Source organism: Phenylobacterium koreense, from assembly GCF_040545335.1.
Lineage (GTDB): Bacteria > Pseudomonadota > Alphaproteobacteria > Caulobacterales > Caulobacteraceae > Phenylobacterium > Phenylobacterium koreense.
This window is the reverse complement of the sequence record NZ_JBEPLU010000001.1, coordinates 2,280,626-2,307,580: the sequence shown is the minus strand read 5'-3', so window position 1 is coordinate 2,307,580 and position 26,955 is coordinate 2,280,626. Positions and strand designations below refer to the sequence as shown.

The following is a 26,955-nucleotide window of genomic DNA, read 5'->3' as shown; positions in this document are numbered from 1 at the left end:
ACTACCGCGCACCGCGACGCCGGCACTCGTCGCTGCCGGCGTTCTTGGGGTCGGAGCACATCAGGTCGACGATCTGCTCACGAAGTCCGCCCGGCCCCTCGCACCTCGGGCCGCGTCGAATTTCGTCGAACCGTCGCTGCTGCTCTTCAGCCGACACCGACCGCGATTGGTTCGCGACGTGCTGCATGCAGCCGGACGCGGCCCAGCTCGCCTGTGTCGCGTCACGGTCCAGTACGAACGAGCCGTTATAGAAGGTTTGCAGCACCTCCTGCCTCTCACGCCCGCCCTCGCGATAAATCGTGCATCGGACTTCGTCGCCGAGGGGCGTTTTGAAGCGATACGATCGAACGGTGTCCTGCGCCTGAGCCAAGCCCGCGAGGAGGAGCAGGCCGGCCGCCGCGGCGCCCCCAACCCAAACTCTCATCGGGCCGTTCCCGCCAGGTATCGCTGGGCCATCGGCGAGTCCGCCGGGATCACCGTCGCCGCGCCGCAGGTCCGGCAATAGCTGTCCTTACGCCCCATCCGCCACAGGCTGTAGCAAAGGCCCGGGACGATGAGGAACAGCCAGAGCAAGATCTCGATTGCACTGCTGCCGCGATTGCGGACGCGCGGCTTACCCACGCTGCCGCAGGACGTACAAAACACGCGATGGGACATATCGACCTCCGCCTTCCAATTAATATGTAGGCTATTAGCCCGTGGATTAACGCGGGTTGAATCGGTCGCTTGTCCGCATGGACGGGCTCGCGCTCTTGGCGTGGAATCTCAGACGACTCCGCGCGGAGCGAGGTGTGTCGCAGGAACGGCTCGCCGCCGATTCCGGCGTGGATCGCGCCTACATCAGCGAACTGGAACGTCAGCGCGGAAACCCGTCGCTCCCGCTGCTTGATCGCCTAGCACGCGTTCTCGAAGTGCCTCTGGTGGAGTTTTTTGTGGAGCCGCCGGAGGGAACAGAAGCGCCTCGTCCGCTGCAAAGCGGGCGAAAACGGGCGACCTCGCCGAGGTGACAGGCAGCTAACCACCCAGCGGAGACTGCTAGGGCTGACGGACGACCGCTCGGCGCCACAACGGACCTTGACTTCCCTCCAGAATGCCGACGCCTGGCGGACGAGCCTTGAGCAACAGAGTGCACCGGTCCCACGGAATTTCTTATCGAACTCGGCACCAATAACTGCGCCCTTCAGATTCACGACCGAGACGACACGGCCGCAATAGCATCTACAATTTTCAGAAACATGCCCTGTAGGCCTAGCTGCGGAATCGCAATTATGGTAGGGTCCACACCTTGTGGTCGATCCGGTCAGCACCGCTATATGTTGTGGACGTCGGCGGCGCGCCAGTCGAATGGCCAGAGGTTTGGGGCGCAGTTATTTGATGCGGCATCACGCAGTTATTGAGCCGGCCTCAGAGGTTTTTGTCGCACCCGTGTCCGCGATCGTCACCATCTGCGCCAACCAGAAGCGGTTCAGGCCGGGGCCGAACAGCACGCCCGCCACCCTCGCCCCCGCGCCTCAAGCGACACTGGTTTCGACCTGGCTCGACCTGGTCGGCGCGACCGCGCCGGTGGCTGCCGCGACAGACCTGTATGGCGGACGGGCGTTCGGCCTAGCGCGGGACGTCGCGGCCGCCGCCGGGACGAAACTGTTCGTCGTGTCCGCGGGATTTGGCCTGGTCCCGGGCAGCCAGAAGCTCCCCGCCTACAGCCTGACCGTGGCGCGCCACGATGAAGACTCCATACAAAGAAAGGCGGTCGGCCCATTCGATCCCGCCACCTGGTTCGAGGCTCTCACCGATGGCCCCTACTCGGTCGCGTGGAAGGACGTATTCTCCGAGGGCGACGGTCGCGTTCTCGTGGCGCTGACGAAGCCCTATGCGGAGATGGCGACGCCGACCTTGGCGAAACTGCCCGCCAGCGATTTGCGTCGACTGCGCCTGTTCGGGGCGGGCCTGGGTACCGTGCTGCCGGCGCCCCTCAAACCCTATTTGCTGCCCTACGACGACCGCCTGGACAGCCTGTTCCCGGGGACCCGGTCGGACTTCGCCCAGCGCGGCCTCGTCCACTTTGTGCAGAACGTCGCCTCAACCGACGGCGACTACTCCACAGACGCGGCGCGGGTGCGCGCATTACTGGCGGCGACAAAGGCGCCCCCGCGGCCGGAGCGGCGCGCGGTCACCGATGAGACTCTGCTGACCCTGATCCGTTCCCGGCTAAGCCCGCGAGCGAGCGCGAGCCGACTGCTCCGCCAGCTTCGCGATGAGGATCAGATGGCGTGCGAGCAAGGCCGCTTCGCCAGGCTCTTCCGCCAAGCCCAGATAGAGGGCGCTGCCCATGACGCGCCCTAAGAAATCGAGCGAGCCTACACTCGCCATCCGTGCGGTCCGGACCTTCCAGGCGGACAAGGCGGTCTACGCCTTCTTCCTCGCCGGCGCGGACCTCCTCAAGATCGCGGACATCTCGCGAGTGCGCCGCGATGCGGAAGGCGGGCTTCAGGGCTTCCAGCGCAAGGGGATCAAGAGCCACGTCCAGGCGATCACCGAGTTCCTCGATCAGGGGCCGGTGCTCTTCCCTAACTCCATCATCCTCGCGATCTCGCCGCGCGCACGGTTCACCGCTGCGCGCGGCGAGCGTCCGTCGGGCGATCTGAGGGTGGCCGAGGCGGGCACCCTGCGCATTCCGATGCCGAAGGACGGGAGCCGCGCCGCCTGGATCGTCGACGGCCAGCAGCGCTCTCTGGCGCTGTCCCAGGCCAAGGACCAAGGCTTCCCCGTGCCGGTCGTCGCCTTCGCCTCGGAGGAATTGTCCGTCCATCGCGAGCAGTTCATTCTGGTCAACAAGGCCAAGCCGCTCGATCCCCGGCTGATCAACGAGCTTCTGCCCGAGGTCGACGCCCATTTCCCGAGGGACCTGGCGGCGCGCAAGATACCGAGCCTGCTCGTTCACCGCCTTCAGACCTCGCCGGATTCCCCATTGCAGGGCCTGATCCGTCGGGTTTCGGAGGACGAAGGCCGTGGCGTCATCATCGACTCGGCGCTCATCAAGGGCATCCGGCAGAGCATCGCCAGCGGGCTCGGCGCCCTTGGGCCGCTGAAGGCCAGCGCCGGGCACGCGGCCGACGTGGACGGCATGTACCGCATCCTCGTGGCGTTCTGGGGTGCAGCGAAGGTCGCCTTCCCCGACGCTTGGGGACGCCCAGTGACGGAAAGCCGGCTAATGCACTCGGCGGGCGTCGAGGCGATGAGCCTGTTGATGGACCGGGTGATGTCGCGCGCCGCCCCCGGCACCGACCTACACGCCCATGCCTATGAGGCGCTGAGCCGGATCGCGCCGCACTGCCGCTGGACCTCAGGGCGCTGGAACGAACTGCAGCGGGATTGGAACGAACTCCAGAACGTGTCCCGGGACATCAAGCTGCTGTCCGGCCATCTGGCGCGCCTCGATCACCTCTACGCCTTCGCCAAGGTGGCGTCGTGAAGTTCATCTTTGCCGACAGTCTGGACACGATCGACCCCGCCTACGACTTCGTGGCGGATCGAAACGGCGCGGGCCGCACAGTTCACCGTGACGATCAGTATCCCCACGAGTTCCTGGAGCAGGCGCCCTACGACGGCATCCTGGTGTCGCGGGGGATCGTTGGCGATGCGCGCTATCCCGGAAAATACTCCGAAGCGCAGCTCATGCGGTTTCGGCGCGAGGGCGCCAGGCGGTTTCTGCGCTACCCGCTGGAGCGCTTTCCCGACAGCATGATGATGGGCGACTGCGGGGCCTTCACCTATCGCAACCTGCCTGAGCCGCCCTACCGCGCCGCCGACACGGCGGAGTTCTACGCGGACGGCGGCTTCACCCACGGCTGCGCGCCCGACCACCTGATCTTCGACTTCGACGAAGTCGGCGTCGAGCGCGCCTTGGCGGATGTGCCGGAGGACGTGCGCAACCGCTACGAAATCACCTTGCAGAACGGGTCGGAGTTCTACGCCGAGGCGCGGCGCTTGGGTCCTGCCTTCACGCCTATGGGCGTGATCCAGGGCTGGTCGACCAAGAGCATGGCGGAGGCCGCCCAAAAGTTGGCGGCGATGGGCTTTGACTACCTGGCGATCGGCGGCACCGTCCCGCTGAAGATCGACCAGATCCGACGCGTACTGGCGGCCGTCCGGGGCGCCCTTCCCCACTCGGTGCGCCTGCATCTGCTGGGCTTCGGCAAGATCGAGGAACTCCGCTCGCTGGAGGAGTTCGGGGTCACGAGCTTCGACACCACCTCGCCTCTGCTTCGGGCCTTCAAGGACGCCAAGAAGAACTATTGGGCCCGCGCCTCAAACGGCGACCTCACCTACTATACGGCGATCCGCATCCCGCAGGCGACCGAGAACAACAAGCTCAAGCACAAGGCGCTTGAAGGCAGCCTTAATCAGGAAACGGCCCGCCGGCTCGAGGACGCCGCTCTCAAGGGCGTTCGAGCCTACTCGGCTCGCGAGGTCTCCCTCGATCAAGGCCTCGACGCAGTCATGGAGTACTGGTCGGCGCTCAATTGGGACGAAGAGACGTCTCCGACGCGCCGCGCGGAAGCGGCCGCACGTCAGCGAAAGGTCTACGCCACCACCCTGGCCGCCCGCCCGTGGGAGGACTGCGGGTGCCGGGTCTGCCGCGAGAGCGGAGTCGAGGCGCTCATCTTCCGCACGTCGAACCGCAACAAGCGGCGCGGCATCCATAACCTCCACGTCTTCCACACGCATCTGAACGAATTTCGCCAGGAACCGGTATGAACCAGACCCACCTCACGTTTGACGCCCTGGTGCCGGTTCAGAGCGAGACCGCGACCGTGTTCAGCTTCGTCGCCAAGGCGGCCGACATCGCTCAGATCGCTCGGATTGAACGCGCAGGTCGAGCCTCCGACGGCATGCTGCAAGGCTTCCAGCGCCCGCAGATCGCCGCCCATATTCGGGAGATCCGCGACTATCTGGAAAAGCCCAACGCGATCCTTCCGAATCCGATCGTCGTGGCGTTCCTCGGCAAGGCCGAGCTGGAGCCCACGAAAGGCGCAATCGGACCGAGGCGCTTGAAGATCGATATCAGCGATGGCCCGCCCGGCTGGATCGTCGATGGCCAGCAGCGGTTCACCGCCCTCTCCGAGCTTTACGGTCGCGAGTTCGAGGTCCTCGTCTCAGGCTTCCTCTGTGACACCGAGGAGGAGCTGCAAAAGCAGTTCATTCTGATCAACAACACCCGCCCCCTCCCCAAGGCCCTCGTCTATGAGCTGCTCCCGCAGGTCGCCGACCTTCCACTCCGGATGTCGAGCCGGTCGCAAGCCGCCCTGCTCACCGAGGCGCTGAACTACCGCGCGGGCTCGGCGCTAAAGGGCTTGATCAAGCAGCAGACCAACCCGAAGGGCGTGATCCGGGACACGGTGCTGCAGCGGGTGATCATGAACTCGCTGAGCGACGGCGCCTTGCGCCTCTACGCCGGCGACGACGCCTTGCTACTTACCAATGGCGGCGAGCTGATCAGCGAATATTGGCACGCCGTGCAGACGGTCTTCGCCGCCGACTACGACGGCAAGACGCCTAAGGATTCCCGCCTGATCCACGGCACGGGGATCATCGCCCTGGGCTACGTCATGGATTATCTGAACGCTGTCACCGGCGCTGAAACGCGCGATGAGTTCGCCCGCGGCCTTCGGCTCCTGAAAGGCAAGACCGCCTGGTCGTCCGGCGAATGGCATTTCCGCGACGAACGCCGTCGCTGGAATGGCCTGCAGAACGTCCCCGCCGACGTCCGCCAGCTGACCTTCTACCTCCTTGAGGTGATCAAGAACGCGCTCGCCGCCCAAGAGCGAGCCGCCTGACATGACCTACTCCGTCAAGGAGATGTTCTACTCATTGCAGGGGGAAGGCCGGCACACCGGCCGCCCCGCAGTGTTTTGTCGCTTCGCCGGCTGCAATCTTTGGAGCGGCCGCGAGCGGGACCGGGCCACAGCGGACTGCCGGTTTTGCGACACGGATTTCGTCGGTGTCGATGGCGTGGGGGGCGGACGGTTCAAAACGCCAAGCGCGCTCGCCGACGCGATCGAAGCGATGTGGGCAGGCCAAGGCGGCAAACGGTACGCCGTACTGACCGGGGGCGAGCCCTTCCTTCAAGTCGATGACGCCCTGATCTCGGCCCTTCGGGAAAGAGGATTCGAGGTGGCTGCCGAAACCAACGGCACGATCGCATCGCCGGGCTTGATCGACTGGCTGACGGTTAGCCCCAAAGGTTCGACCAAGCTCGAACAGACCTCGGGCGACGAACTGAAGCTGGTCTTCCCGCAGGATGGCCTCGACCCTAGCGCCTTCGAGAGACTCGCCTTTCATCACTACCTGCTGCAGCCGATGGACGGGCCGGATCTCGAGGCAAATACACAAGCCGCCATTGCCTACTGCCTGCAGCACCCTCAGTGGCGGCTATCGCTACAGACGCACAAATTCATGGGCATCCGCTGATGCACGAACTCAGCAAGGAATTTCGCTTTGACGCGGCGCACACGCTGCATCGCTCCGTCGATGTCGAGCCAAGCCGCCGTATCCACGGCCACTCCTACCGCGCCGAGGTCGTCGTCCGCGGCAGAGCCGACCCGGAAAGCGGCATGGTTGTCGATCTGGGGCTGCTCGAACGGGCCATGGAAGAGGCGCGCGACGGCCTCGATCACCGGTTTCTCGACGAGATCAACGACCTTGGCCCGGCCACGATGGAGAACTTGTCGAGCTGGATCTGGCGCAAGCTGCAGCCGGTGTGCCCCAACCTCTGGCGCGTGACGGTGCGGCGCGACAGCGACAATGGAGCCTGCAGCTACTTCGGGGGGGAGGCGGCCTGATGCCCGGTGAAGCGGCGCTCGTCCTGTTCTCCGGCGGCCAGGACTCGGCCACCTGCTTGGCCTGGGCGTTGGACCGCTTCAAGCGGGTCGAGACCATCGGCTTCGACTACGGCCAGCGCCACAGGATCGAATTGGATGTGCGCTCGCGCTTCCTGGCCGAACTCAGGAGCGCCTTTCCGCAGTGGGGGTCCCGCCTCGGCGAAGATCATCTCCTTGACCTGACCTCGTTGGGTCGGATCAGCGACACCGCCCTGACCACCGGCGCGGCCATCGCCTTTGCGGGCAGCGGCCTGCCGAACACCTTCGTGCCAGGCCGAAACCTCCTGTTCCTGACCTACGCCAGCGCCATCGCCTACCGGCGGGAGATAAAGCACCTCGTCACCGGGGTCTGCGAGACCGACTATTCGGGCTATCCGGACTGCCGAGACGACACGATCAAAGCGCTCCAAGTCGCCTTGAACCTCGGCACCGAAAAGCGGTTCGTGATCGACACGCCGCTGATGTGGATCGACAAGGCCGCGACCTGGGCGCTCGCCAACGACCTGGGCGGCCAAGCCCTCGTCGAACTGATCGTGGAGCACTCTCACACCTGCTACCAGGGCGATCGCGAGCATCGCCACGCCTGGGGCTACGGCTGCGGGACCTGCCCCGCCTGCGAGCTTCGCGCAGGCGGTTTTGAAGTATGGAGCACAGTGGCCTAGCGATCTGCTCCAGCCCAGATCAGGAAGTCGATTTGCTTCATCTGCGAGATCGGCTGTTCGCCCGGTAGTAAGGGAAACGTGGCCTCGAAGGCTTTCGACCAGGCTTGCGCCTCGGGAGTCCGAACGATCTCGCGCATGAACTTCGTCAGCCACACGTAGTACGCAGTGACGACATCAACACCACCTTTGAATGGCGGTGTCTCGGTCAGTGAGCCGAGCCACTTGCGCACGACGCTGTCGATGATCGGGTATTCGGGGTCGATCGTGGCAACGAGCTTGCTCACGAACGACGCCTCGACTCGCCCGGTCTCGGCCGACAAACTGCGGACGATATCCGCGAAGAGGTCGATGCTCCCCGCAGGGCCATTCTTTGCAGCCTCAAACCGCTCGTAGAAAGATGCCCTCCAGGCCACGTTGCGTCGGACACCGTAGTAGGCGTTGAACCGGCGTCGCAACGGCTCGGCCTCTTCGTGGCGAAGGTCAAGCGACGCCACGCCCGTTGCAATGCTGCGGTAAGTGGCCACGGGGCACGGAGATCGCCCTGCGATGGTCGCCAGCGCCTTGCCGTGAAGGTTCGGCAGCGCTGCCGCGACGGCGATGAGTTGGCCTGACATTCCCGTCCCCAAAAACTTCGCCGAACACTACCACGGCAGTTTGCACCACCGGGGCGCGAGTGGTCTAGTTCGTCCTGGGAGGGCGGAGGTCGATGATTCCAGGGCGGGGCGAGACAACGGGACGGACCAGCGCTCACGGCGCGCCGTACACGTTCAGAAGATTCGCGTGTTCGTAAAAGCGATCTCCGGTGAACTCGCCAGCTGGGGCGTCGGAAAGTTGCTTTCTCGAACGGGAGCAGCCTGCATTGTCGAGTATTTCGACGCGCCGGTTTCTGAGCCCATTCTGAGGGAATGCCTCTCTTCAGAGCTGGGATCGATCTCTATACCCGCGCAGACCAGAGTCTATGCGTTTGATAGCGCCATTGGCGCGTGGGAGATCGGACGCGTTCTCGACGACCATGGCGACAGTCAGCTGGTGAAGTTTCCAAATGGCAAGACGCTGCACTTGCCTGTCGCCAACGTATTCGTGCGCTGGGACCGCCCAATCGAGGATCCAACGACCTTTCTTGCGGCAGGTCTGACCGAGACGCCACGGTTCGCGGATGGGCGCGGCCCGTTTGTGCGTACGTTGCTTCAACAGCGATCGGCTTCCCTCGGGATGTCAGCGCTTCTTTCTGCGGCCATCGAGCTTGAGGCGCATCAGGTCGAAGTCGTCCGCAGGGTGCTGCAGGACCCGATCCAGCGCTACTTGCTGGCAGACGAAGTGGGCTTGGGGAAGACTGTCGAGGCAGGGGTTCTGATCCGCCAATGCGTCCTCGACGATCACGACATGGCATTCGTTGTGGTTCTGGTTCCAGACGCATTGGTCTCTCAGTGGCGATCAGAGCTAACAGTCAAATTCTTCTTGGGCGACCTGCTGGATCGAACCGTATTCGTCGAGCCATTTTCAAGTCGAGAGGGCGTTGCTGGCTTGCTCGAGAAAGCGACCATGCTCGTCGTGGACGAAGCGCATCACATCACCACAGAAGCGCCTGACTCCGAGGCCCTGTACGCGGTCATCAACGCCAGGGCCCACGAAATTGAGCGCGTGCTGCTTCTGTCCGCGACGCCGGCTCTACACAACGAGCGAGGGTTCCTGCGCATGCTGCACCTCTTGGATCCGGCAGGTTACCCACTAGACGGCGAAGAGGCCTTCAAGCGTCGCATCGAGAACCGCCAAGCGTTGGCTGAAATTGTCGCGACGCTGACTCCGGAGAACTCGCTCTACCTAGACTACGCTTTGGATCAGCTGAGCGTGCTGTTTCCGGATGATGCGCGCCTCGACGAGGAAGTGGCACGACTGAGGGGCCTGCTGACGGCCATGCCGGCAGACGATGACCCCGATCTCGTCGAGGCCATCGCAAGCGTCCGCGACCACTTGAGCGAGGTCTATCGCCTTCATCGGCGCATTTTGCGCCACCGCCGGAGGAGCGTCGCCGGCATTACCCCTGATCGTGCAGGCCTCGAAATCGTTCGCTATGGCTCGGCCGCCAGCTCGAAAGCAGCCGACCTGAACGAGGATTGGCGACTTTCCGTGGCGGCGTCGTCGGCTTCATCCAATACTCAAGCCCAGCAGGCGGCCCTCCGACTGGCGGAGCGGCGACTCGACTATCGCCAGCGATCTGAGCCGAGCGTTGTCGAGGCATGGGAGGAGCCGGAAGGCGCGCGCCTACGTGGTGAAGCCGAAGCCGCTCTGTCGGATCCTGAAAGGCTGCATGATCGCGTCGCCGCCTTGGTCGCCGCCATTGCAGCGCGAGCGGCCCCGAAGGTCCAGTTTCTCGTCTTCTGCTCGGACCCCGCCACTGCTGATGCGCTTGCCCCAAGCCTGGCGACGGCGCTCGGGATCAAGGTCGATCGCCACGATCCGTCGGACGAGGCGTGGCGAGCATTCAACGATGATCCGAGTCGACAGGTCCTCGTCTGCGATCGCCGAGCGGAGGAAGGCCTCAATCTTCAAGGCGGTGAGAAGATCGTCGTCCACTTCGATCTTCCCCTGAACCCCAACCGCGTCGAACAACGGCTCGGCCGGGCGGATCGATACGGCTCCGGTCGGGCTGTCAAATCTCTCGCGTTTTGCTGCACCGATGATCCGCTCGAAGGTGCCTGGTGCCGCTACCTGGACGAGGGGCTCCAGGTCTTCGACCGCTCGGTCGCCAGCCTCCAATACCTTATCGAACAGACCGTCTCGGCCCTGCCGCGCCTGTTGCTCGACGAAGGGGCTGAGGGGATCGACGATCTCCTCGAACACGACGGCGGCGAAGCTGGTCGTATCTCCCGTGAGATCAAGAACATCGACGACCAGGACGCCCTCGACGCCCTGGGTGCCCCGCCGGCGGAGACCCCGGATGCCTTGTCGGACGCTGACGACCAGTGGCGGGAGATCGAGACAGCGGTCGATGGGTGGGTGAGAACGACGCTGCAGTTCGACCGTGCAGAAGAACCCGCATCGAGGGGGCTCAGCAACTCCCCGCCCCCCGTGGGGGGCCTGTTCCGCTACAAATATCTGACAGGCGACCGCCACACCCTGATCCCTCTGGACGCGTTCGTGCAGAGTTGCAGGCCGGCGATCGACGTCGACAATAAGGCCCGGGGATCCCGCGACGTCTGGACCACGCCCTACTCATATCGGCGACCGACCGCTCTCTCTCGGCTGGGCCGGAGCCTAGGTTCTCGCGTTCTACGCTATGGCGATCCGCTCCTGACTGGTCTCCAGGAGATCACCGGGCGGGACGAACGCGGCCGGTCCACAGGGGTGTGGAGACATGGCCTTGGCGCGCCGGCAGGCGCGGGGGGCGTCCATTTTCGATTCGACTTCATCGTCGAGGCGGACAGCCATGGTGCAGCCCGCGCGCTGGCTTTTGCCGGCGAAGTTACCTCCGCCGCGTTGTCCTCTCTTGGGCGCCGCGGCGACATGGGGCTCCCGCCATTCTTTCACACGGTCTGGCTCGATGGCGATTTCGAGGAGATCGTCGACCCCGGCCTGCTGGCTGCGCTTTCCAGGCCCTACGCAGTCGAAGCCAACGACCGGGGCGGCCGCGATTTCAACCTCAACCCTAGGCGCTGGCGGATCCTGCGGGAAATGAAGTTGCCATTCCTCGAGGAATGGCCGGAGGTCTGTCGCCGGGCCCGCGAGCGAGCGGAAGAATGCCTCAGGGCTCTGCCGGCCTTGAATCGTGGGCTAGAGGAAGCCGCCCGGCGCGCTGAGGCGGCGGATGACATGCGTCTTGGCCTTCTCCAGGCGCGGGCGCTCCGCACGGATGCCAACGACTTGAATGATCTCGACCTTGAGCGAGATCTCTCCCGTGAACTGATCGCCGGGATCCGGAAGCCCCGCATCTACTTGGACGCAGTCACCGCGTCGTTCATCGGCGAGAACCAGACCATCGCCGCCGCACTGGCGCGCGCATGAGGACCGAACCCGCATTGGATTTCGACCGCCTCCACGAGTTCCTTGCGAACTGGCCCGAGCAGCCGGCGCCAGCCGTTGGGATCGACGGCCTGTTTGAAAGGGCGCGCCAGGTCCTGAGCACGATGAGCCATCAGTCGGTATTGCCGATCGCCGACCTGGCTCCCTTGCTGAAACACATCCTGCGGCGTGAGTCGTTGAGGACAGCGACGACGGCGCAGTTTCGTGTCCCGTATGGCGGTCAGTGGCCTGACCAAAGGGAGTGGGCCCACTATGGCGTCAGCGCTCATAGTCCGGCCGGCCGAACCTGCCTGATTGAGGCCCTTCCCTGGGCGCCAGCGTGGCTCGCCTCTACTGACACGCCGGTCTTCGACGACGCCTTCGGGCAACGGCCGGTTCGCCAGGATTGGACGACAGCCATCGATCCGTTTTTGGCCCAACCCAGTGGATTCGACACCTACGTTTCGCCGGGCCAACGCGAAGCGGTCCGCAGCGCCTTCCTGATGCGCCCCGGAGACACCCTTGTCGTGTGTCTTCCGACCGGCTCAGGGAAAAGTTTCGTCGCCCAGGCACCTGTCTTGGTCAAAGGCCTCGAAGGCGGATTGACCGTGTGCATCGTACCGACCACCGCCCTGGCCCTGGATCAGGCGCGTCAGATGTCGGAGCGTTTGGCCGGACGAAGCCGCAACGGCGCAGGCGAACTTCATCTCGCCTGGCACGCAGGTCTCACCGTCGAGGAAAAAGTCGCCATCAAGACGGCCGTGCGGCAAGGGCGCCAAGGCGTCCTCTTCTGCTCGCCGGAAGCGGTCATCGGCACCCTACTCCCGTCCTTGTACGACGCCGCTCGATCTGGACTGTTGGACTACCTCATCGTGGACGAAGCCCACCTGCTGAGCCAGTGGGGGGACGCGTTCCGCCCCGCCTTCCAGATGATTGCAGGGGTCAGGCGCGGGTTACTACGGGCGTGCCGCCACCAGCCCTTTCGGACAATCTTGATGTCCGCCACGCTGACGCCCGAGGCCATCGCGACCTTCGACACCCTCTTTGGCCCGGGCGTGCAACTGACAGCTGCCGTCCATCTACGCCCAGAGCCACAGTACTGGATCCACCAGGACAACGATGTCGCGGCGAAGGATGCGAAGATCCTCGAGGCGATCCGTCATGCGCCTCGCCCGGTTATTCTATATGTCACCAAGCGGGATGACGCTCGATCCTGGGGCGCGCGCCTTCAGGCGGCGGGGTTCGAGCGTGTGGCCATCTTCCACGGCGAAACGCCGGACAGCCAAAGACTCAAGATCATCGCGGACTGGTCCGAAGATCGGATCGACGTCATCGTCGCGACGTCAGCGTTCGGGGTCGGCATCGACAAAAGCGACGTGCGAGCGGTCATACACGCCGCCGTCCCTGAAACCGTCGACCGATTCTACCAGGAGGTCGGCCGAGGCGGTCGCGACGGCGCGCCAGCCGGCTCGCTCCTGGTGTATGGAGCCGCGGACGTCGATGTCGCCGAAGCCATCGCCTCGCCATCGCTTATCAGCGATGAACTGGCGTTCGATCGATGGAAGGCCATGTACAGCGGCGCGACGCAATTGGACGCGCTGGGGCGCCGCTTTCGCCTCGATATAGCGACCGTGCCGCCAAAACTGCGCCGGCAAACCGATTACAATCAGGCATGGAATATGCGGACCCTGATCATGATGGCCAGGGCCGGCCTCTTGGACCTCGATGCGGAGGCGCCGCCAACCCTAGAGCAAAGCCCAGAGGAAACTGAGGAAGCGTTCGATCAGCGCGCCGAAGAGTTCTGGTCGACGTACTACACCCAATGTGTTGTCGACGTGAATTTTGGGGGTCATTCCGACAACGACGCGTTCTCCAAGGTGATTTCGGCTGAGCGGTCGCGCGCTTTCGTCGCGGCTGAGGAAAACAGCCGCCTGCTGAAGTCGCTGATCACGGGCAGCTATGAAGTCGGAGAACTGCTTCACGGACTTTATCAGAGCTACGAGCCGGGCCGCGCGATGATCGTGTCGCGAGCGTGCGGCGGTTGCCCTGTTCACCGTCGAGATGGTGGCGCGAGCACGGAATATTCCCAGCCGGCCGTGACGGGGATCGACAGGATCGTGCCCCAAGATCTGTCAGCTTGGACGGCTCGGTTTCCCCACCTTTCGCTTGCGGCCCCGATCGTCTTGACCCTGCCGGAGGCGTGGGACGATGGGACAGCCCTCTCCGTCGCGGCCGACGCGGTCGCCGCGTTCAACTTCAGCGAGGTCGCCGTGTCGCGTCGATTGCGGACGGCATCCCCGACGCTAAATCAGCTGCACAAGAGATCGAGCAGCGGCATCGTCCTGCTGGAGACGCTGGAGGACGAAGCGCGAAGCCCGACCAACACGCCCCTACTCCGCCTCAGCATCCTGTCGGAGCAAGCGGCGCCGGCGCACGTGTTTGAACTCGCGCGACCGCTCCATCTGATCGTTGCGCGCGCCTCCCTCGCCGATCCATACCATCCGGGTCGCCGCCTGGGCGACGTCGGCACAAACACGCTCAGCTTGGAGCAGTTTCGATCGGGAGCGCGCCAATGACGGTATTGAACCAGGCGAGCGACGGCCAAGTGAACACCTTGATCATGCTCGTGAGGACCTCGGTTCGGTTTGGACCACGATCTCGTGCCGACCTTCTTGGCATGTGCGGCGCCGACCTGGAGGCCGTCGACAAGGCGAAGCTAAATGGCTCATTCCTGACCTGGTCCGACTTGGGTCTGTTCGAGACGATCGGCGACCTCACAGCGTTGAGCGAACCTTATCGGTCGCGCCTGGGCAACGATGTCGCCAAGGCTGAAGCGCGACTACCGGGGATTGCCCGCGAGATCGCCTTGTTGCCGGAGAATAATGCCCGGTTCTGGGAACAGAAGAACTCGAAGAGCGCCGACCTGAGCCGTGGGCTCTCGTGGATGCTGGCGCAGGACGTCTATACGCTAGACACGTCCAACCATAAGGCCATCGAGGACTTGGAAGCGCTTCAGGTGAAAGACCTGACGAAGCGGATGCTCCAGAACGACACGCGCTACAATACGCTCAAGTCGTGGATGTCATACCTCGGCTTCGGCCGCGAGGGCGCGCTCTTCGTCGTCGACCCAACGGTCGCCCTACGCGGCGTCATCGACGATCTGTTCGATAGCGGAGCGTCGTTGCCGGCGCGGGTGTTCCTATCCAAGCTGTCGGAGCGACTGCCGGTGCTGGATACTGGGCTCTATCGTGTCCGGGTCGAGGACACCTTGAAGGACTCAGCGTGGGAGCCTGCAGCCGAAGGCGTTTTGTCTTCCTCGCTATCCAGAGCGATCGAGCGGTTGGTGGACACAGGCGAGCTCGAATTCGACCAGCGTGACGACAACGAGGAAGGGTTGCAGATGACCGGCGTGGGTGGCCGCCGCTGGCGGAGCTTCCCCTACATCCGCCGTGGCCCTGTTCGGCTGGACGTCGTCTGATGCTGCAGAACTATTGGCCCAAGGAAGCGCAGGTAAACGCCTGCATCAAGAATGAGGCGGAGACGGCCGATGTCGCCGTCCTCCTGGCGGTCCACCAGCCGTCGGCGCTCACAACCATCGACGTTGGCTCGGGCGCGGCAACGCCCGTCAGCGAGGACGATCTTCTCGAGGCCTTTCTGACCGACAACGTTCCTGGCGGAACGTTGCTTTTCCCGATCACCGGCGCATCGGGCGCCGGGAAGTCGCACATCATCCGCTGGCTCGACGCACAACTGCAGCGCTCGGCGAAGCGCGAACAACTGCACATCATCCGAATCCCGAAGAGTGCCAGCCTACGGACGGTCGTCGAGTTGATCCTCGAGCCGCTGAAAGACAACCCGCGCTACAAGGACGCTACCGAAGACCTCAAAAGGGCCGTTGCCGAAGTCGACGTCGGGACAGCCGCGGTTACATTCCGCGCGCACCTCGAGAACGCCCTCGCGGAGATCCGCAAGAAACTGGAAGTCGAGGTTCAGCAACACCCTGAGCGGGCGGCCGCCTTACGACCGAAGATCGGGCATGCGCGGGACCTGCCGAAGCTTTTTTCCGACCCTGCCCTGTCCCAGCACTTCATCGACACGGTCCTGTCGAGGGTCGTGTCGCGCGCGCTGCGTGGGCGATCCGAGACCGATGAGGAGGAGGACGACCAGACCCAGTTCACCACCGACGATCTGGTGTTGCCGCCTACGGTGAACCTTGCGGACGCCTCAATGCCGGTTCGCCAGTACTACACGACCGTGATCGCCAGCAGCGACCGGGCGCGCGTCGCACCCGCTGTCGAGATATTGAACCAAGCAATCGATCCCGCGATCGGAAACGTCTTCCAACTCCAGCAATCCACCGGCGGCATCACGCTGCAGGACATCATCCTGGCAGTCCGCAAGACGCTCCTCGACGAGGGCAAGGACCTGGTCCTGCTCGTCGAGGATTTTGCGGCCCTCTCAGGCATTCAAGATGTCCTGCTGAAGGTCTGCATCCAGGAAGGGGAACGCGACGGCCAGCGCGTGCGCGCGACGATGCGGACCGCTATCGCCCTCACCGATGGGGTCCTGTCGTTCCGCGAGACGATCTACACCCGCGCGCAGCGCGAATGGGTGGTCGGCGGAAGAGCGTTGTCAGACGACGAAATCAGGACGTCGGCCGTGGAAATGGTCGGCGCCTACCTCAACGCCGCCCGTTGGGGCGACGACGCCTTAAAGCGGAAATTCGCCGGATCCGAAGGACGACCGTCCAGCGCCTGGCTTGAGAGCTGGAGAGACGAGGACGATGATGACGCGCAGGGGATGTTGCGCGCCTTCGGCTCGTCGAACGCCGGCCATCCCCTCTTCCCTTTCAACCGTGCGGCCATCGCTGCGATGGTGGACGCGCATCTCGTCAAGAACGGCCAGCTAGTCCTTAATCCGCGGAAGGTCATCAATTCCATCCTGCGGAACACGTTGCTTTTGCGGGGGGATTACACGACCAACGCCTTCCCATCGGCAGACCAGAGAGCCGTGCTCCCCAATGCGTGGCTGGCCGGTTGGGTGAGGCGCGCCGGGCAGTCTGAAGCCAATCGCCGGCGTCTTGGCCCCTTGCTCGCGATCTGGGGCGGCAACCCGACCACCGAGGAAGGAATCGCGAACGTCGCGCCGGGCATCTTCACCGGTTTCGGACTGCCGACGCCCGCGGACCTGGCCAATATTACGTTCGTTCCACCGGCGCAGCCGATCGCGCCTGTCGCGCCGACGAAGCCATCCGCCCCGAGCGCGGAGCGCGCGCCCTCGCCCGTGACGCCTGAACCTTCGGCTCCGGACCCTTGGTTCGCCGAGCAGCAAGCGAAGCTGGAGGCCTGGACGGGTGGGACTCCGCTGGGGCAGGCCGAAGCCAACGCCATCCGCTCTGCGCTGGCCGGCATGATCAAAGACGCGATCAATTGGCCAGCCTTGCGCCTTCGCCCCCAGCCCATTCGCCCCGGCGCCATTCACATCGCCAACGCCAAAGGCAACACGCCGGCCAAACGCGTGATCCAGGTATGTGAGAGTCACGAAGACAGCGACGGGCGCATCCGGGCGGGCATGCTCGGCGCTCTGCGGTTCGCGCGAAACCAACAACGTTGGACCTACGACCAAGCCGCCGACGATTACGTCGCGGCGACCAACCTGGTCGATCGCCTGATCGCGCAACTAACGCCCATGCTGCTCGATGAGGCCAATCGCCAGATCAATGCCATTGCACGGGGGCTCGTGACGCAGGCCCGCATCGCCGGCCTCGCGCCGCCGGTGAAGTTGAGCAACGTGCAGACGGCGTTGTCCGCCGCATTTTCGCCGTTGCCGGCGATGGAGAACCAGGCCTTCGACGACGGGTGGGAAAAGGTTCGTGCCTCGGTCTGGGCGGAGACCGGCGGTGTGGCGGCGCGCAAGACGCTTCAGGACGATTTGCGGGACTTATTGGGCGCATTCCAGGGCGCCGGCTCCGTGCTCTTTGGCCTCGATGGCGTTCGGCTGCTCGACGCCTTGGCCGCTGGCGACAAGGACGACGAGAGCGAGACGTCGCTGCCGGATGAGCTTGGCGCCGAGACGCGCGGCTACCTCAACCCGCTCAACGCCAAGCGGTTGTGGGCGCAGATCCAGGGCGTCATCGCGAAGTTACGGACGTTCCGCACTGAACTGAGTGACTACATCGACGCTGATTTCGACAAGACGGCGTTCATCGCTGAACTCGAGGCCGTCGCCTCACTGTTGTCTTCGACCGGAAATTGGACTCGAAGCGATATCAGCCTGAAAGAGTTCGAGCGGCGTCTCGTCGATTTCAGAGCAACGCCGATTATAGACCTAGTGAAAAAGGCGTCGCTGGTGGACGAAGCCAACGCGGAACAGCTGCCAAAGGTTCTGAACGCCCTGGGCGCGCTGGACCTCTCGTCGGTCGAGCGGACGGTGTCATTCCTCAGTATGGTGGATCAGATTATCACCGGTGCGGAGCAGACGGTCGATCGGGTCTATTCCAATCACGAGCAGGCCAACCCGGGCAAAATCGCCGGAGAGATCGACGCCTTGTTGACTGCGTTGGCCGACGAGGGCTCGCCCGCTGTGGTGGAAGGCGCGATCCAATGAAAGACGCGCTACCCGTCCGCGTCAAAGGCCTTCGGGAAAAGCTTGAGCGGCTCCAAGGTCTGGCCGCCAACGCCAAGGAGGCCAGCGCCTTGGCCGCGCTGCAGCGCGAGTTGGCGCCCCTGGCCCAGACCCTCGCATCGCTCGAGAAGCAGCGGGCCGCCTTCGCCCAACAGGGGGTCGACGTGAGACCTCCGGCCAGCTTTGGGCAGGTTCGCAAGCGCGCCACCACGCTGAGGGACAGGTTCCGGGTCGATAGGAAGTCCGCCACGCTCACAAAGGGAACTGGTTGGACTAATCTGATCACCGAAGGCGGGAACGCCGCCAAGGATGTCGAGACCGCACTACTGACAGGCTGGAAGGAGTTTCGGGCGGCCGTCTATGCGGGCGACGCACCAACGACGATCGAAAAACGCATCGCGCGAACGCCGCAAAACCTCCAAGCGCTGGCGGAGTATCAACGAGCCTACGCCCAGTTTTCAGCGCTTTTCCAGACTCTGCCGACCGGCGGGTCGGCTGTGGTGGAAGCGAAGACGCTTGCGCGGGAGTTGGCGACGATCTCCGGGAAGTTCGACTTTGCCGTCAGCGACGAGGTGAAGCGCTTCCTGGCCGCCGTGCAAGGTGGCGGCGCGCCTCTTACCCTTCTGACCGCGGAAGTCTTGACCTGGCTGGCCGATAACAAGGCTATGGATGGCTATTCGATCCGTGCCTTGGGCCGCCCATGAGTCCAGATGACGCTTTGCTGATCCAAGTCCTCGACCAGGTCGAGCAGCGTGAGGCGCGCCTACTGTCGTGGGGTCTTGTCGACGCTTTTCTGACCCATGCTGAACTCCACGAAATCGTCGATGATGCACTGAACGCGGTCCCCTCCTTCGACGGGTTGACCCTGCTCCACGCACAGGATGTCGTTCACGCGCTCCTGGATCGGACCTTGATTTTCGAAGTCGGCGACCAGCCGGGAGAACGCTTCCGGTCAAGAATGGCCGAAGGCGTCAGGTTGATGTTTCGCCTGCGCCAACTTTTCCCCAAGCATGCCGGCCCGATCGGCTGGCAGGATGCCCCCACGCTCGTCGCCGATTTTCGGTTCATCTGGCGCCGCCGCCGGTATCCGCGGCGGTCCATCTCCGCCGATGCGGCGATCCAGGATATTGGCGAAGCCGTCAGCGATCTCGACGCGAGAAACGCCCTGGAGGTCCTCGTGCGGGGTTTCGGGCCTACATTCACGCTTGCGAAGTTCCAGGTCGCGGCAACGAAACGGATTCTGACCGGGCTCGGCCGCGGCACGTCGCAAGCCACCCTGGTGAGCGCGGGAACCGGCAGCGGCAAGACCTTGGCCTTCTACCTGCCGGCGATGGCGCGGATCGCCGCCCACATCCGTCGCGACAAGCCCAGCAGCCGCTGGGTGAAGGTGCTCGCCCTCTACCCGCGCAATGAACTTCTGAAAGATCAATTCGCCGAGGTTTACGCCCAAGCGCGTGCGCTCGATGCGACCCTGGCGGCGCAGGGCAGACGCAAAATCCTGATCGCCACGTTTTTCGGGCCGACCCCGGCGAACGCGAGGGCCGCAGAACAGGGTTTTGGCGATGAGAAGCGTGGGAAATGGCCTGATCACCGAGACGGGATCATCTGTGAGTCCATCCGCTGCCCGACCGAAGACTGCCAAGGCAACCTGGTGTGGTTGCACGAGGATCGGCAGCGGAACGTAGAACGGCTGCGGTGCGACGCGTGTGGGCATCGCATCCTCGAAGACGAAGTCGTTCTTACCCGCGAGCGCCTGAAGTCCAACGCCCCGGACATCCTGTTCACCACGACGGAGATGTTGAACCAACGGATGTCGGACTCCGAGACGCAACATCTCTTCGGTCTCGGGGCCAAGGCCGAGCGTCCAGTCGAAATCATGCTGTTGGACGAGGTCCACACCTACGCCGGGCGATCGGGTGCCCAGGTCGCCTTCCTCCTGCGGCGCTGGCGCACGTTGTTGAAGAAGTCCGTGAGTTTCGTTGGGCTGTCGGCGACGCTTCGCGACGGCGCCAAGTTCCTGGCTCAGCTAACCGGCCTGCCTGAGCAGAGCGCCGTCGAGGTCACCCCGGCGAACTCGGACATGATCGACGAAGGGGCGGAGTACATGCTCGCCTTGCGCGGTGACCCGGTTTCGCAAACCGCGCTAATGTCGACGACGATCCAGGCCGCGATGCTCATCTCGCGACTATTGGACAGCCCCCGTGAGCGCAAGAGCCGCGGTGCCTTCGGCGAGCGGCTGTTCCTGTTCACGGACGACCTCGACGTCACCAATCGCATGTATTTTGCGATGTTGGACGCCGAGGGTCGAAACTCGTGGGGGAACTTCGACGCCCAAAACCACCCCCAAGGAGGCCTAGCCATACTGCGCAGGCCGTCGGCCAGCCTTCTGCGCAAGCTGCACGGACAGGACTGGCAGGCCCCGCTGGACATCGGCCACCCCCTCGACAGCACAGACCGCAAGGCGGTTGGGAGGGTCATGTCCTCAGATCCGGGGGTTGGGCAAAACCTCGACATCGTGGTGGCGACGGCCACCCTCGAGGTCGGGTTCAACGATCCTCTCGTGGGCGCGGTGATCCAGCACAAGGCGCCTCGCGACGTCGCCCAATTCCTGCAACGGAAGGGGCGCGCTGGACGGTCCCGCAAAATGCGCCCTTGGACAATCGTGGTGCTCTCGGACTACGGCCGCGATCGCATCGCCTATCAAGGCTACGATCTACTCTTCGACCCGGAACTAGCGGTGCGGAGCCTTCCGACGGGGAACCGATACGTCCGCCGGATCCAGTCCGTTTACGCCACCCTCGACTACCTAGGTCAGCAACTTAACGCCGCCCCCGACGGCAGCGTGTGGAGAAATCTCAGCGGTCCGACCGATTGGCGTCCGGACCAAGATCGCCAAAGCCGAATGGCCCGGGCCATCATGCGGATTCTTAGCGAACCGGCAGAACGCGATCGGTATGCCACGTTCTTGGGCCGCGTGCTGCGACTTGAAGAACGGGAAATTGAGCTCCTCCTCTGGGACTACCCCCGACCTTTGCTGACGGAAGTGCTGCCGACAGCGCTTAGGCGGCTTGAGACAGGCTGGGGGAGCCAAGGCGCGGCCGGCGACACCGTGGTCGCCAACTCACCGCTGCCGGAGTTCGCGCCCGCCAATCTATTCAGCGACTTGAACCTGCCGGAGGTCTTCATCGGCCTACCAGCCCGCGGCGGCCAGACACCGCCACCGCAGGTCATGCCTATCCTCCAGGCGATGCGCGATTTCGCGCCTGGGCGCGTCTCGCGACGGTTCGCCTTGAGCCATGCCGCTGAACGCCACTGGGTTTGCCCAGCCTTGGACGCCAATCCGCGGCAGGCCATTAGCCTTGCCGCGATCATGGAAACGGACCTGCTCGGCGACTGGGCCGTGAACACGCCGGCAGGCGTCTACCGCTACCCCGTCTATCGCCCGTTGCGCATCAACACCGACCAGACGCCCTTCAATGTCCTCGACACGTCGCAGGCGCGCTTGGACTGGCGGTCCCAGATTGTGGCGCGAGCGGCCGGCTTAGCCTTGGAGATGCCTCAGCGGGACCCGTGGGCCGATCTGTTTTCCGAAGTGCGGTTCTTCACCCACCAGAACCTAGCCCCCGTCGAGGTTCGGCGCTTTGCCGTCGCGAGCGCCGCCGAAATACGGTTCAAGGACGGCAGCGCGACCCAAAAGACCTTCACCTTTGACGAGGCCGGCAGGCCGGCGGCGATCGGGTTCAGCCTGAGCACCGATGCGCTTTGCCTGAAGCTCGCTCTTCCCGAGGCGCTGTGGGCTGCGCTGGGGCCCGAAGACAGCGCCCTTCATCGCGCAGTTCGCACGGCGCGCTTCCACGACCAGGCCAGGAGCGGCCCGTATCTGGCCAACGTCGATAACGCGTTTGCTCGTGAGTGGCTCGCCCATCTCCTGCTCGCGGCGCTGTCGAACGAGGCGATGGCGAAGTCGATCTCCCTACGCGAGGCCGCCGACAATCTCGCCTCCGGCCGGGCTGATCTGTCGCTCGACCAGACACTCACTATCCTGTTTCAGTCGGCCATCGTCGATGACGCCGACGCCCACGGCAACACGCAGGACAAACTGCGCCAGGCTCTCTCGAACCACCTCGCCGACACCGCCGTCGTATCCGACTTGCACCGCTTGGCGGCCATCCTTTGGAACCCGGTGACTGAGGATTGGGAGCCCTGGCTCCAGCGGCGCTTTGCAGCGACGGTCGCCGCAGCGGCGACCAATGCGATCGCCAGTCTCTGCCCGGAAATCGACGTCGACAGCTTGGTCGCTGACATCGATCCCGGGCCCCGCGAAGCTGTTGATGAAATCGCGGAGGCACCTGCACTCGAGGTCTGGATCAGCGAGCTTTCTCCCGGCGGCAACGGCCTGATCGAGGAGGTTCTGAAGCAGTATGCCGACGACCCAAGGCGGTTTTTCAGCCTGATGACCGCGGCGCTCCGCGATAACGACTTCCTCCTGAGCGACTTCCAGATGGTCCGATTCCTGGAAGAACTGGACGCCCGCCCCAGCGGGGATATCGCCGAAGCGACAGCACAATACCGCGCTGCCTACGGCGCCTTGGAGAGCCATCACCGGTTCACCGCGCTGAGGCAGGCGCTTGCTGAAGATGGCTATGTCACCTTCCACGCCTTCATCGTAGCCATCGCGAACAGGATCTTGCGGCCGGGGTCTGGGCCGGCCAGCGACAGCTTCCTGCTAGACGGGTTGACGCGATGGTCGGCGGAGGAAGCGCGTCTGGGCGTCGAGTTGGACGCGCGGGTCATCGCCTATCGACTGTCGCGACGGGACGACATCGACGCGGCGCTCCTGGGCGCGGGTATCGACGTGCCGACGATCAATCCGGATCAGTGGCGCTTCGCGGTCATCTACAGCTTACTGTGGCCTCGAGGCGCCCACATCCGTAGGTCCGGCCTCAACCTCTACTCGCCGTTCTTGGACTTCCCGCTCCCCGAACCGCTTCTGCTCAAACCTCACTTAGGCCGAGGGCTTGAAGTCATCAGCATTGAGTCGCCGGGTTGGCAGGACCGTTGCCTGGACCGACTCGCCCGCGACGGCGCCGCGACCCTGGCCTGCCCCATGAGCGCCGCGTCTGACCTCGCCGATGCGTTTAGCTTCCTGGCGACCAACCCGGTCCAGACCGGCTATCTGTCCGTCTACGCGCGCGTACAGGCAGTGCGCCGTGTCGAAAACGCCTTCGAGGTTGATCTCGACATCGCGGAGGCCGTGCAGTGACGTTCCAGAGCCGTCGCATCTTCAAAAGCTTGGCGACCAGCCAGAACCTGGTGCGTGAACTGCTCCAGATGATGATGTTGGGGGAGTTGACGTCACCGGGTGGACAGCGCGCTTGGCTGGTCAGCCCATGGATCAGCAACGTCGTCCTCTTCGACAATCGCGCCGGCGGCTTCAGCGCCGTCAATCCGGAGTGGGGCGCCCGTGAAGTGCGGCTGATCGAAGTCGCGCTGTACCTCATGGCGCGCGGAACCCGCCTTGGCGTGGCCACCAACTTCGACGAGCACAACGACGTTTTTCTCGGTGCCCTGAAAGTCGGCGCTGAGGAGGCTGGACTCTCGGACCGGCTGCAGATCGTTCGACGCCAGCATCTCCACGTGAAGGGTATCCTGCTCAAACGCGGGCTCCTCACGGGATCCATGAACCTCACCTACCGCGGTCTCGAACTCAATGACGAAACGGTGGTGTACGACACGGCGACACAGACGATCGCCGAAGCGCGCCTGAACTTTGAGTCCTACGGACGGTTGGACGCATGATCGCCGACCTGCCCGAGACGGAGAGGCCGTGGCTTGAGCGGTTCTTCGGGGCTCCGAATGAACTCGCGTGGGCCGATATCGAGTCGGGCGCTGCCGCCGCCGACAGGCTTGAAGCCCTAGCGCCCTGGTTGTCCCGCCTACGGGACCTCGCATCGGATGCGCCCATCATCCTGCCCTACTACCGCAACGGCGTGGTCGCCGGCTGGTACGCCACTGCCTCGACCGCCGAAGGTGAGCATCGGCTGCGCGCGACCATTCGCGCCTGGTTTGGCCCCTCGTACCTGTCGCACCTGCAGAGCGCCGACCCAGGAAACGCCACGGCGGAGGCCATGCGGGCGCGCTTCGGGCGGCAGGTCTTGGCATTCCGAGGTCCGGACCGCGCGAAGATCGCCGAACGCCTTGCCCTTTTTGCGAGATTGGCGAGTGCGCGTCCTCAGATAGGACCCTCCGAACCGCGGCCCGTCGGTCGACTTCGATTTGAATTGGAACGGGCTTTGCTGGCTCGGGACGAAGCCGGCGCGTTGGCGCTTATCGGCGAGTTGCGCGCTTCCGGCCGTTTGAACGAAGAGAACCTGCGGTTCCTCGACATCCGGTTGAAGGCTGGCCTCGGACAGTGGGAGCAGATCGCCCGAGACCACTGGACGATCAAAACCCTGGCCGACTTGCCCTTGCCGCCTCAGACCCTGGCGGACCTCGTCGAGGCGCTCTACCGGGTCTATCTCGACGCGGCTGAGGCCTCAGGCGATGCCGCCTCGGTTCAGCGGGTCTTTGCCGATCGCATCGCCCAGCCCTTCCCGCGCTTGTTCGCCTCGCGTCACGGCGTGCGCACCCCGCGGGTGATCAAGGCCTTCTGCCTTTACGAGAGCCAACAACCCAAGCCCAACGCCGAGATCCTCGACGGATTGTTGAGTCTCCTCCCGGCTGAAGACGCAGCCTGGGCTGAGGCCTTCCTGACGAGGCCTGATGCTCCGCCGGTTGCGCCTCCCGTCGCGCCCGCGACCCCCGCCGCTCCGACGCCGGTCGACGGCTCAGTCGAGGACGAGGATGCGGCCCAGGAGGCGTTCGAAGACGGTCAATACGACCGCGCATTCGAACTCTACCTCACTCGGCCTCTGAGCAAAAAATCGTTGAGCGCGCTCCTGTCGTGCGCCCAGTTCATCGGGACGACCGAGGCCCGATCACGCCTCATCGACGCCTTCGACGGCTGCTCGTCCACCCACCCTACCCTGCCTGGAGCCCTGATCGGCCGGCTGGAAGCGCTGCGCGAAACCGTGCCCCTCGCGCCTAGGTCCGATGAAACAGCAGACGACCCGCCTGGGTGGATGCGGTGGGCGAGACGACTAGCGGAAGGGTCCTCAGTCGAAGACGCCGAAACCGAGGTGCTCAATGATCGTTCGACCTGGGATGCTGCGGCATTACGTCGGAACACCCAGGCCTGCGCGGAATTTGCAGACCTCATCGGGAACCTGACGGGCGCGGCCGCGGACGTCGCCCGGCGCTGCTTGCCCTTGATCGTGGCGGCTCTTTTCCCTGAGGAAGAGCCACCGACCCAAGCGGTTCGACCCGTGGCCAACGTGATCGTGCTCTTGATCGCGATGGACGAAGCCATCGCCCGGGAGGATCTCGATATCTTGAGCGCGGTCGTCTCCGTGCTTCTCGATCTCGGCCTCAGTACCCACGACTATCTAACCACCATCGCTGACGTCGAGGCAGTCCAAGACCGCGTGACGTCCTACGCCAACCTCGCGTGGGCATTGGATGTTTGCGAACTGCTGGCGATTTCCCCGAGCCCGTCAGAGGAGGCGGGGGCCGCCAGGTTGAGATTCTTCCTCAAAGTCATCAGCCAGTCTCGGGCGTTTGCCCATCGGCTCGGCGACCATGACTTCCTGCCGATCGAGTTCCTGGCGCAGGACTACGGTGTCGATCCATCTGCGATCGCTGACCTTCGCCCGGCCGCGACAACGGCGGCCCCCGGCGACGCCGTCGCCACACTCAGCGGCAAGACCATTGGCATCTACACATTGACCGGAGCGGCGGGAGCGCGCGCGAAGGCGGCATTAGAAGAGCTGTTCCCGACCTGCACAGTCGAGGTCAATTCCGACACGGTCTGCACATCAGCGCTCACGAACCTCGCCCGAACATCGGACATCTTCGTTTTTGCTTGGCGTAGCAGCAGTCACCAGGCGTTCTTCTGCGTCAAGGACGCGCTGGACGGTCGCGATCCCGTCTATGCCGCAGGTAAGGGCACCGCGAGCCTTGTGAGCGCCGTGCGAGCTGCAGCGCAGTAGTAACAGCCAGTAGTGACAGCGCGGTCAATCGTTGTGCCGGCCCGGCGCGTTAGCATCAATCTGAAACCGATCACAGACGTCGATCCGCCGAACCAGCAGATCGATCTCTCCGCGATATATCGTGTCCCTCCGGTGAGGGGGCCGTTCCGGAGCTGTCGTTGAGGCTTCAGTGCTAGCACCATGGTTAGGAGCGATGCTAGCAGCATGGCGTACTCGATGCTGATCGTGGGGCCGGAGCGTCGTCGACGCTGGAGCCACCGCTGCCGGGCTAGATGCCCGGAAGCTCTCCGAGCCCAATCCAGGCTGCCCCCAGGATTAAGGCAGATACCTGGACGCCACGAGGAGACCTGCACGCACATGCGCCTGGCTCGCGGATCGCACATCGCCCCAGAACGCCCCGCGAACCGTTTTGCAAAACGGACTCCCAAATGCTCCAAAATGGAGTGCCTGGTGGTCGGCTAAGTCATTGAAAAATTGGAGCGGGCGATGGGATTCGAACCCACGACATTCAGCTTGGGAAGCTGACGCTCTACCCCTGAGCTACGCCCGCAAACGGCCTGCGCACGACGCGGCCGGGCGCGGAACATAGACGGGTCCTTGGCCGGGGCCAAGCGTCGTCGTCGCCTTCTCTTTGCTTGATCGCACGGGGCCGCGAAAACAACCGGGACGAAGCGGCTCCCGGCACAAGCAGCGGATTTGTCG

19 protein-coding genes and 1 tRNA gene are annotated in these 26,955 nt (G+C 64.2%); 16 read left to right on the top strand and 4 right to left on the bottom strand.

Annotated features, from left to right (window positions below; genetic code table 11):
* Position 1 precedes the first annotated feature (1 nt).
* Both ABID41_RS11475 and ABID41_RS11470 read right to left on the bottom strand, forming a co-directional pair.
* Positions 2–424, bottom strand: coding sequence for a hypothetical protein (locus ABID41_RS11475; RefSeq protein ID WP_354297689.1), 423 nt, complete (start codon positions 422–424; stop codon positions 2–4).
* The gene (locus ABID41_RS11470; protein ID WP_354297688.1) at positions 421–657 is read right to left on the bottom strand and encodes a hypothetical protein; all 237 of its coding nucleotides are present in this window, start codon (positions 655–657) and stop codon (positions 421–423) included. Before ABID41_RS11470 ends, ABID41_RS11475 begins: the two co-directional genes overlap by 4 nt.
* Positions 658–734: 77 nt before the next feature.
* Between ABID41_RS11470 and ABID41_RS11465 the strand changes: the two genes are divergently transcribed.
* From ABID41_RS11465 to queC, 8 genes are all read left to right on the top strand, one after another.
* Complete coding sequence (locus ABID41_RS11465) at positions 735–1,007, top strand: helix-turn-helix transcriptional regulator (protein WP_354297687.1); 273 nt, start codon at positions 735–737, stop codon at positions 1,005–1,007.
* Positions 1,008–1,425: 418 nt separating this feature from the next.
* Positions 1,426–2,343 (top strand): hypothetical protein, encoded by a 918-nt coding sequence (locus ABID41_RS11460; protein ID WP_354297686.1) that lies wholly within the window; start codon positions 1,426–1,428, stop codon positions 2,341–2,343.
* Positions 2,330–3,472 carry a DGQHR domain-containing protein DpdB gene (gene dbpB / locus ABID41_RS11455; RefSeq protein ID WP_354297685.1) on the top strand — a complete coding sequence of 381 codons (1,143 nt, stop codon included), beginning with the start codon at positions 2,330–2,332 and terminating at the stop codon, positions 3,470–3,472. Before ABID41_RS11460 ends, dbpB (ABID41_RS11455) begins: the two co-directional genes overlap by 14 nt.
* Positions 3,469–4,758, top strand: coding sequence for a tRNA-guanine transglycosylase DpdA (gene dpdA, locus ABID41_RS11450; protein WP_354297684.1), 1,290 nt, complete (start codon positions 3,469–3,471; stop codon positions 4,756–4,758). Before dbpB (ABID41_RS11455) ends, dpdA begins: the two co-directional genes overlap by 4 nt.
* A complete protein-coding gene (dbpB, locus tag ABID41_RS11445; protein WP_354297683.1) occupies positions 4,755–5,837 on the top strand; it encodes a DGQHR domain-containing protein DpdB in 1,083 nt (360 codons plus the stop codon). The genes dpdA and dbpB (ABID41_RS11445) overlap by 4 nt, the downstream gene beginning before the upstream one ends.
* Before the next feature lies 1 nt (position 5,838).
* On the top strand, positions 5,839–6,471 hold the full coding sequence (gene queE / locus ABID41_RS11440) for a 7-carboxy-7-deazaguanine synthase (protein ID WP_354297682.1): 633 nt from the start codon (positions 5,839–5,841) through the stop codon (positions 6,469–6,471).
* Entirely contained in the window at positions 6,471–6,842 is a 372-nt protein-coding gene (locus ABID41_RS11435) for a 6-pyruvoyl trahydropterin synthase family protein (RefSeq protein ID WP_354297681.1), read from the top strand. Before queE ends, ABID41_RS11435 begins: the two co-directional genes overlap by 1 nt.
* Entirely contained in the window at positions 6,842–7,543 is a 702-nt protein-coding gene (gene queC, locus ABID41_RS11430; protein ID WP_354297680.1) for a 7-cyano-7-deazaguanine synthase QueC, read from the top strand. The genes ABID41_RS11435 and queC overlap by 1 nt, the downstream gene beginning before the upstream one ends.
* Here the strand turns inward: queC and ABID41_RS11425 are convergent.
* On the bottom strand, positions 7,540–8,157 hold the full coding sequence (locus tag ABID41_RS11425; RefSeq protein ID WP_354297679.1) for a hypothetical protein: 618 nt from the start codon (positions 8,155–8,157) through the stop codon (positions 7,540–7,542). The two genes, queC and ABID41_RS11425, sit on opposite strands and share 4 nt — an antisense overlap.
* 166 nt (positions 8,158–8,323) lie before the next feature.
* On the opposite strand from ABID41_RS11425, the gene dpdE reads away from it, so the two are divergent.
* The 8 genes from dpdE to dpdD are packed head-to-tail and all read left to right on the top strand — an operon-like array spanning position 8,324 to position 26,253.
* Positions 8,324–11,545, top strand: a complete 3,222-nt coding sequence (gene dpdE / locus ABID41_RS11420) for a protein DpdE (protein WP_354297678.1) — start codon at positions 8,324–8,326, stop codon at positions 11,543–11,545.
* Positions 11,542–14,118 (top strand): protein DpdF, encoded by a 2,577-nt coding sequence (dpdF, locus tag ABID41_RS11415; RefSeq protein WP_354297677.1) that lies wholly within the window; start codon positions 11,542–11,544, stop codon positions 14,116–14,118. Before dpdE ends, dpdF begins: the two co-directional genes overlap by 4 nt.
* The gene (gene dpdG / locus ABID41_RS11410) at positions 14,115–15,020 is read left to right on the top strand and encodes a protein DpdG (protein ID WP_354297676.1); all 906 of its coding nucleotides are present in this window, start codon (positions 14,115–14,117) and stop codon (positions 15,018–15,020) included. The genes dpdF and dpdG overlap by 4 nt, the downstream gene beginning before the upstream one ends.
* Entirely contained in the window at positions 15,020–18,148 is a 3,129-nt protein-coding gene (gene dpdH / locus ABID41_RS11405) for a protein DpdH (RefSeq protein ID WP_354297675.1), read from the top strand. The genes dpdG and dpdH overlap by 1 nt, the downstream gene beginning before the upstream one ends.
* On the top strand, positions 18,145–18,870 hold the full coding sequence (locus ABID41_RS11400) for a hypothetical protein (RefSeq protein ID WP_354297674.1): 726 nt from the start codon (positions 18,145–18,147) through the stop codon (positions 18,868–18,870). Before dpdH ends, ABID41_RS11400 begins: the two co-directional genes overlap by 4 nt.
* 14 nt (positions 18,871–18,884) lie before the next feature.
* Positions 18,885–23,429, top strand: a complete 4,545-nt coding sequence (gene dpdJ / locus ABID41_RS11395; protein WP_354297673.1) for a protein DpdJ — start codon at positions 18,885–18,887, stop codon at positions 23,427–23,429.
* Entirely contained in the window at positions 23,426–23,965 is a 540-nt protein-coding gene (gene dpdK / locus ABID41_RS11390) for a phospholipase D-like domain-containing protein DpdK (RefSeq protein WP_354297672.1), read from the top strand. Before dpdJ ends, dpdK begins: the two co-directional genes overlap by 4 nt.
* Entirely contained in the window at positions 23,962–26,253 is a 2,292-nt protein-coding gene (gene dpdD / locus ABID41_RS11385; protein ID WP_354297671.1) for a protein DpdD, read from the top strand. Before dpdK ends, dpdD begins: the two co-directional genes overlap by 4 nt.
* 475 nt (positions 26,254–26,728) lie before the next feature.
* Here dpdD and ABID41_RS11380 read toward each other — a convergent pair.
* Positions 26,729–26,803: transfer RNA gene (locus tag ABID41_RS11380), tRNA-Gly, on the bottom strand.
* Positions 26,804–26,955 lie beyond the last annotated feature (152 nt).

Coding starts and splice junctions, on each gene's coding strand:
- queC (WP_354297680.1), top strand. CDS start 6,842: ATGCCCGGTGAAGCGGCGCTCGTCCTGTTCTCCGGCGGCCAGGACTCG.
- ABID41_RS11465 (WP_354297687.1), top strand. CDS start 735: ATGGACGGGCTCGCGCTCTTGGCGTGGAATCTCAGACGACTCCGCGCG.
- dpdD (WP_354297671.1), top strand. CDS start 23,962: ATGATCGCCGACCTGCCCGAGACGGAGAGGCCGTGGCTTGAGCGGTTC.
- ABID41_RS11400 (WP_354297674.1), top strand. CDS start 18,145: ATGAAAGACGCGCTACCCGTCCGCGTCAAAGGCCTTCGGGAAAAGCTT.
- ABID41_RS11475 (WP_354297689.1), bottom strand. CDS start 424: ATGAGAGTTTGGGTTGGGGGCGCCGCGGCGGCCGGCCTGCTCCTCCTC.
- ABID41_RS11435 (WP_354297681.1), top strand. CDS start 6,471: ATGCACGAACTCAGCAAGGAATTTCGCTTTGACGCGGCGCACACGCTG.
- dbpB (WP_354297685.1), top strand. CDS start 2,330: ATGACGCGCCCTAAGAAATCGAGCGAGCCTACACTCGCCATCCGTGCG.
- dbpB (WP_354297683.1), top strand. CDS start 4,755: ATGAACCAGACCCACCTCACGTTTGACGCCCTGGTGCCGGTTCAGAGC.
- queE (WP_354297682.1), top strand. CDS start 5,839: ATGACCTACTCCGTCAAGGAGATGTTCTACTCATTGCAGGGGGAAGGC.
- dpdG (WP_354297676.1), top strand. CDS start 14,115: ATGACGGTATTGAACCAGGCGAGCGACGGCCAAGTGAACACCTTGATC.
- ABID41_RS11425 (WP_354297679.1), bottom strand. CDS start 8,157: ATGTCAGGCCAACTCATCGCCGTCGCGGCAGCGCTGCCGAACCTTCAC.
- ABID41_RS11470 (WP_354297688.1), bottom strand. CDS start 657: ATGTCCCATCGCGTGTTTTGTACGTCCTGCGGCAGCGTGGGTAAGCCG.
- dpdH (WP_354297675.1), top strand. CDS start 15,020: ATGCTGCAGAACTATTGGCCCAAGGAAGCGCAGGTAAACGCCTGCATC.
- dpdF (WP_354297677.1), top strand. CDS start 11,542: ATGAGGACCGAACCCGCATTGGATTTCGACCGCCTCCACGAGTTCCTT.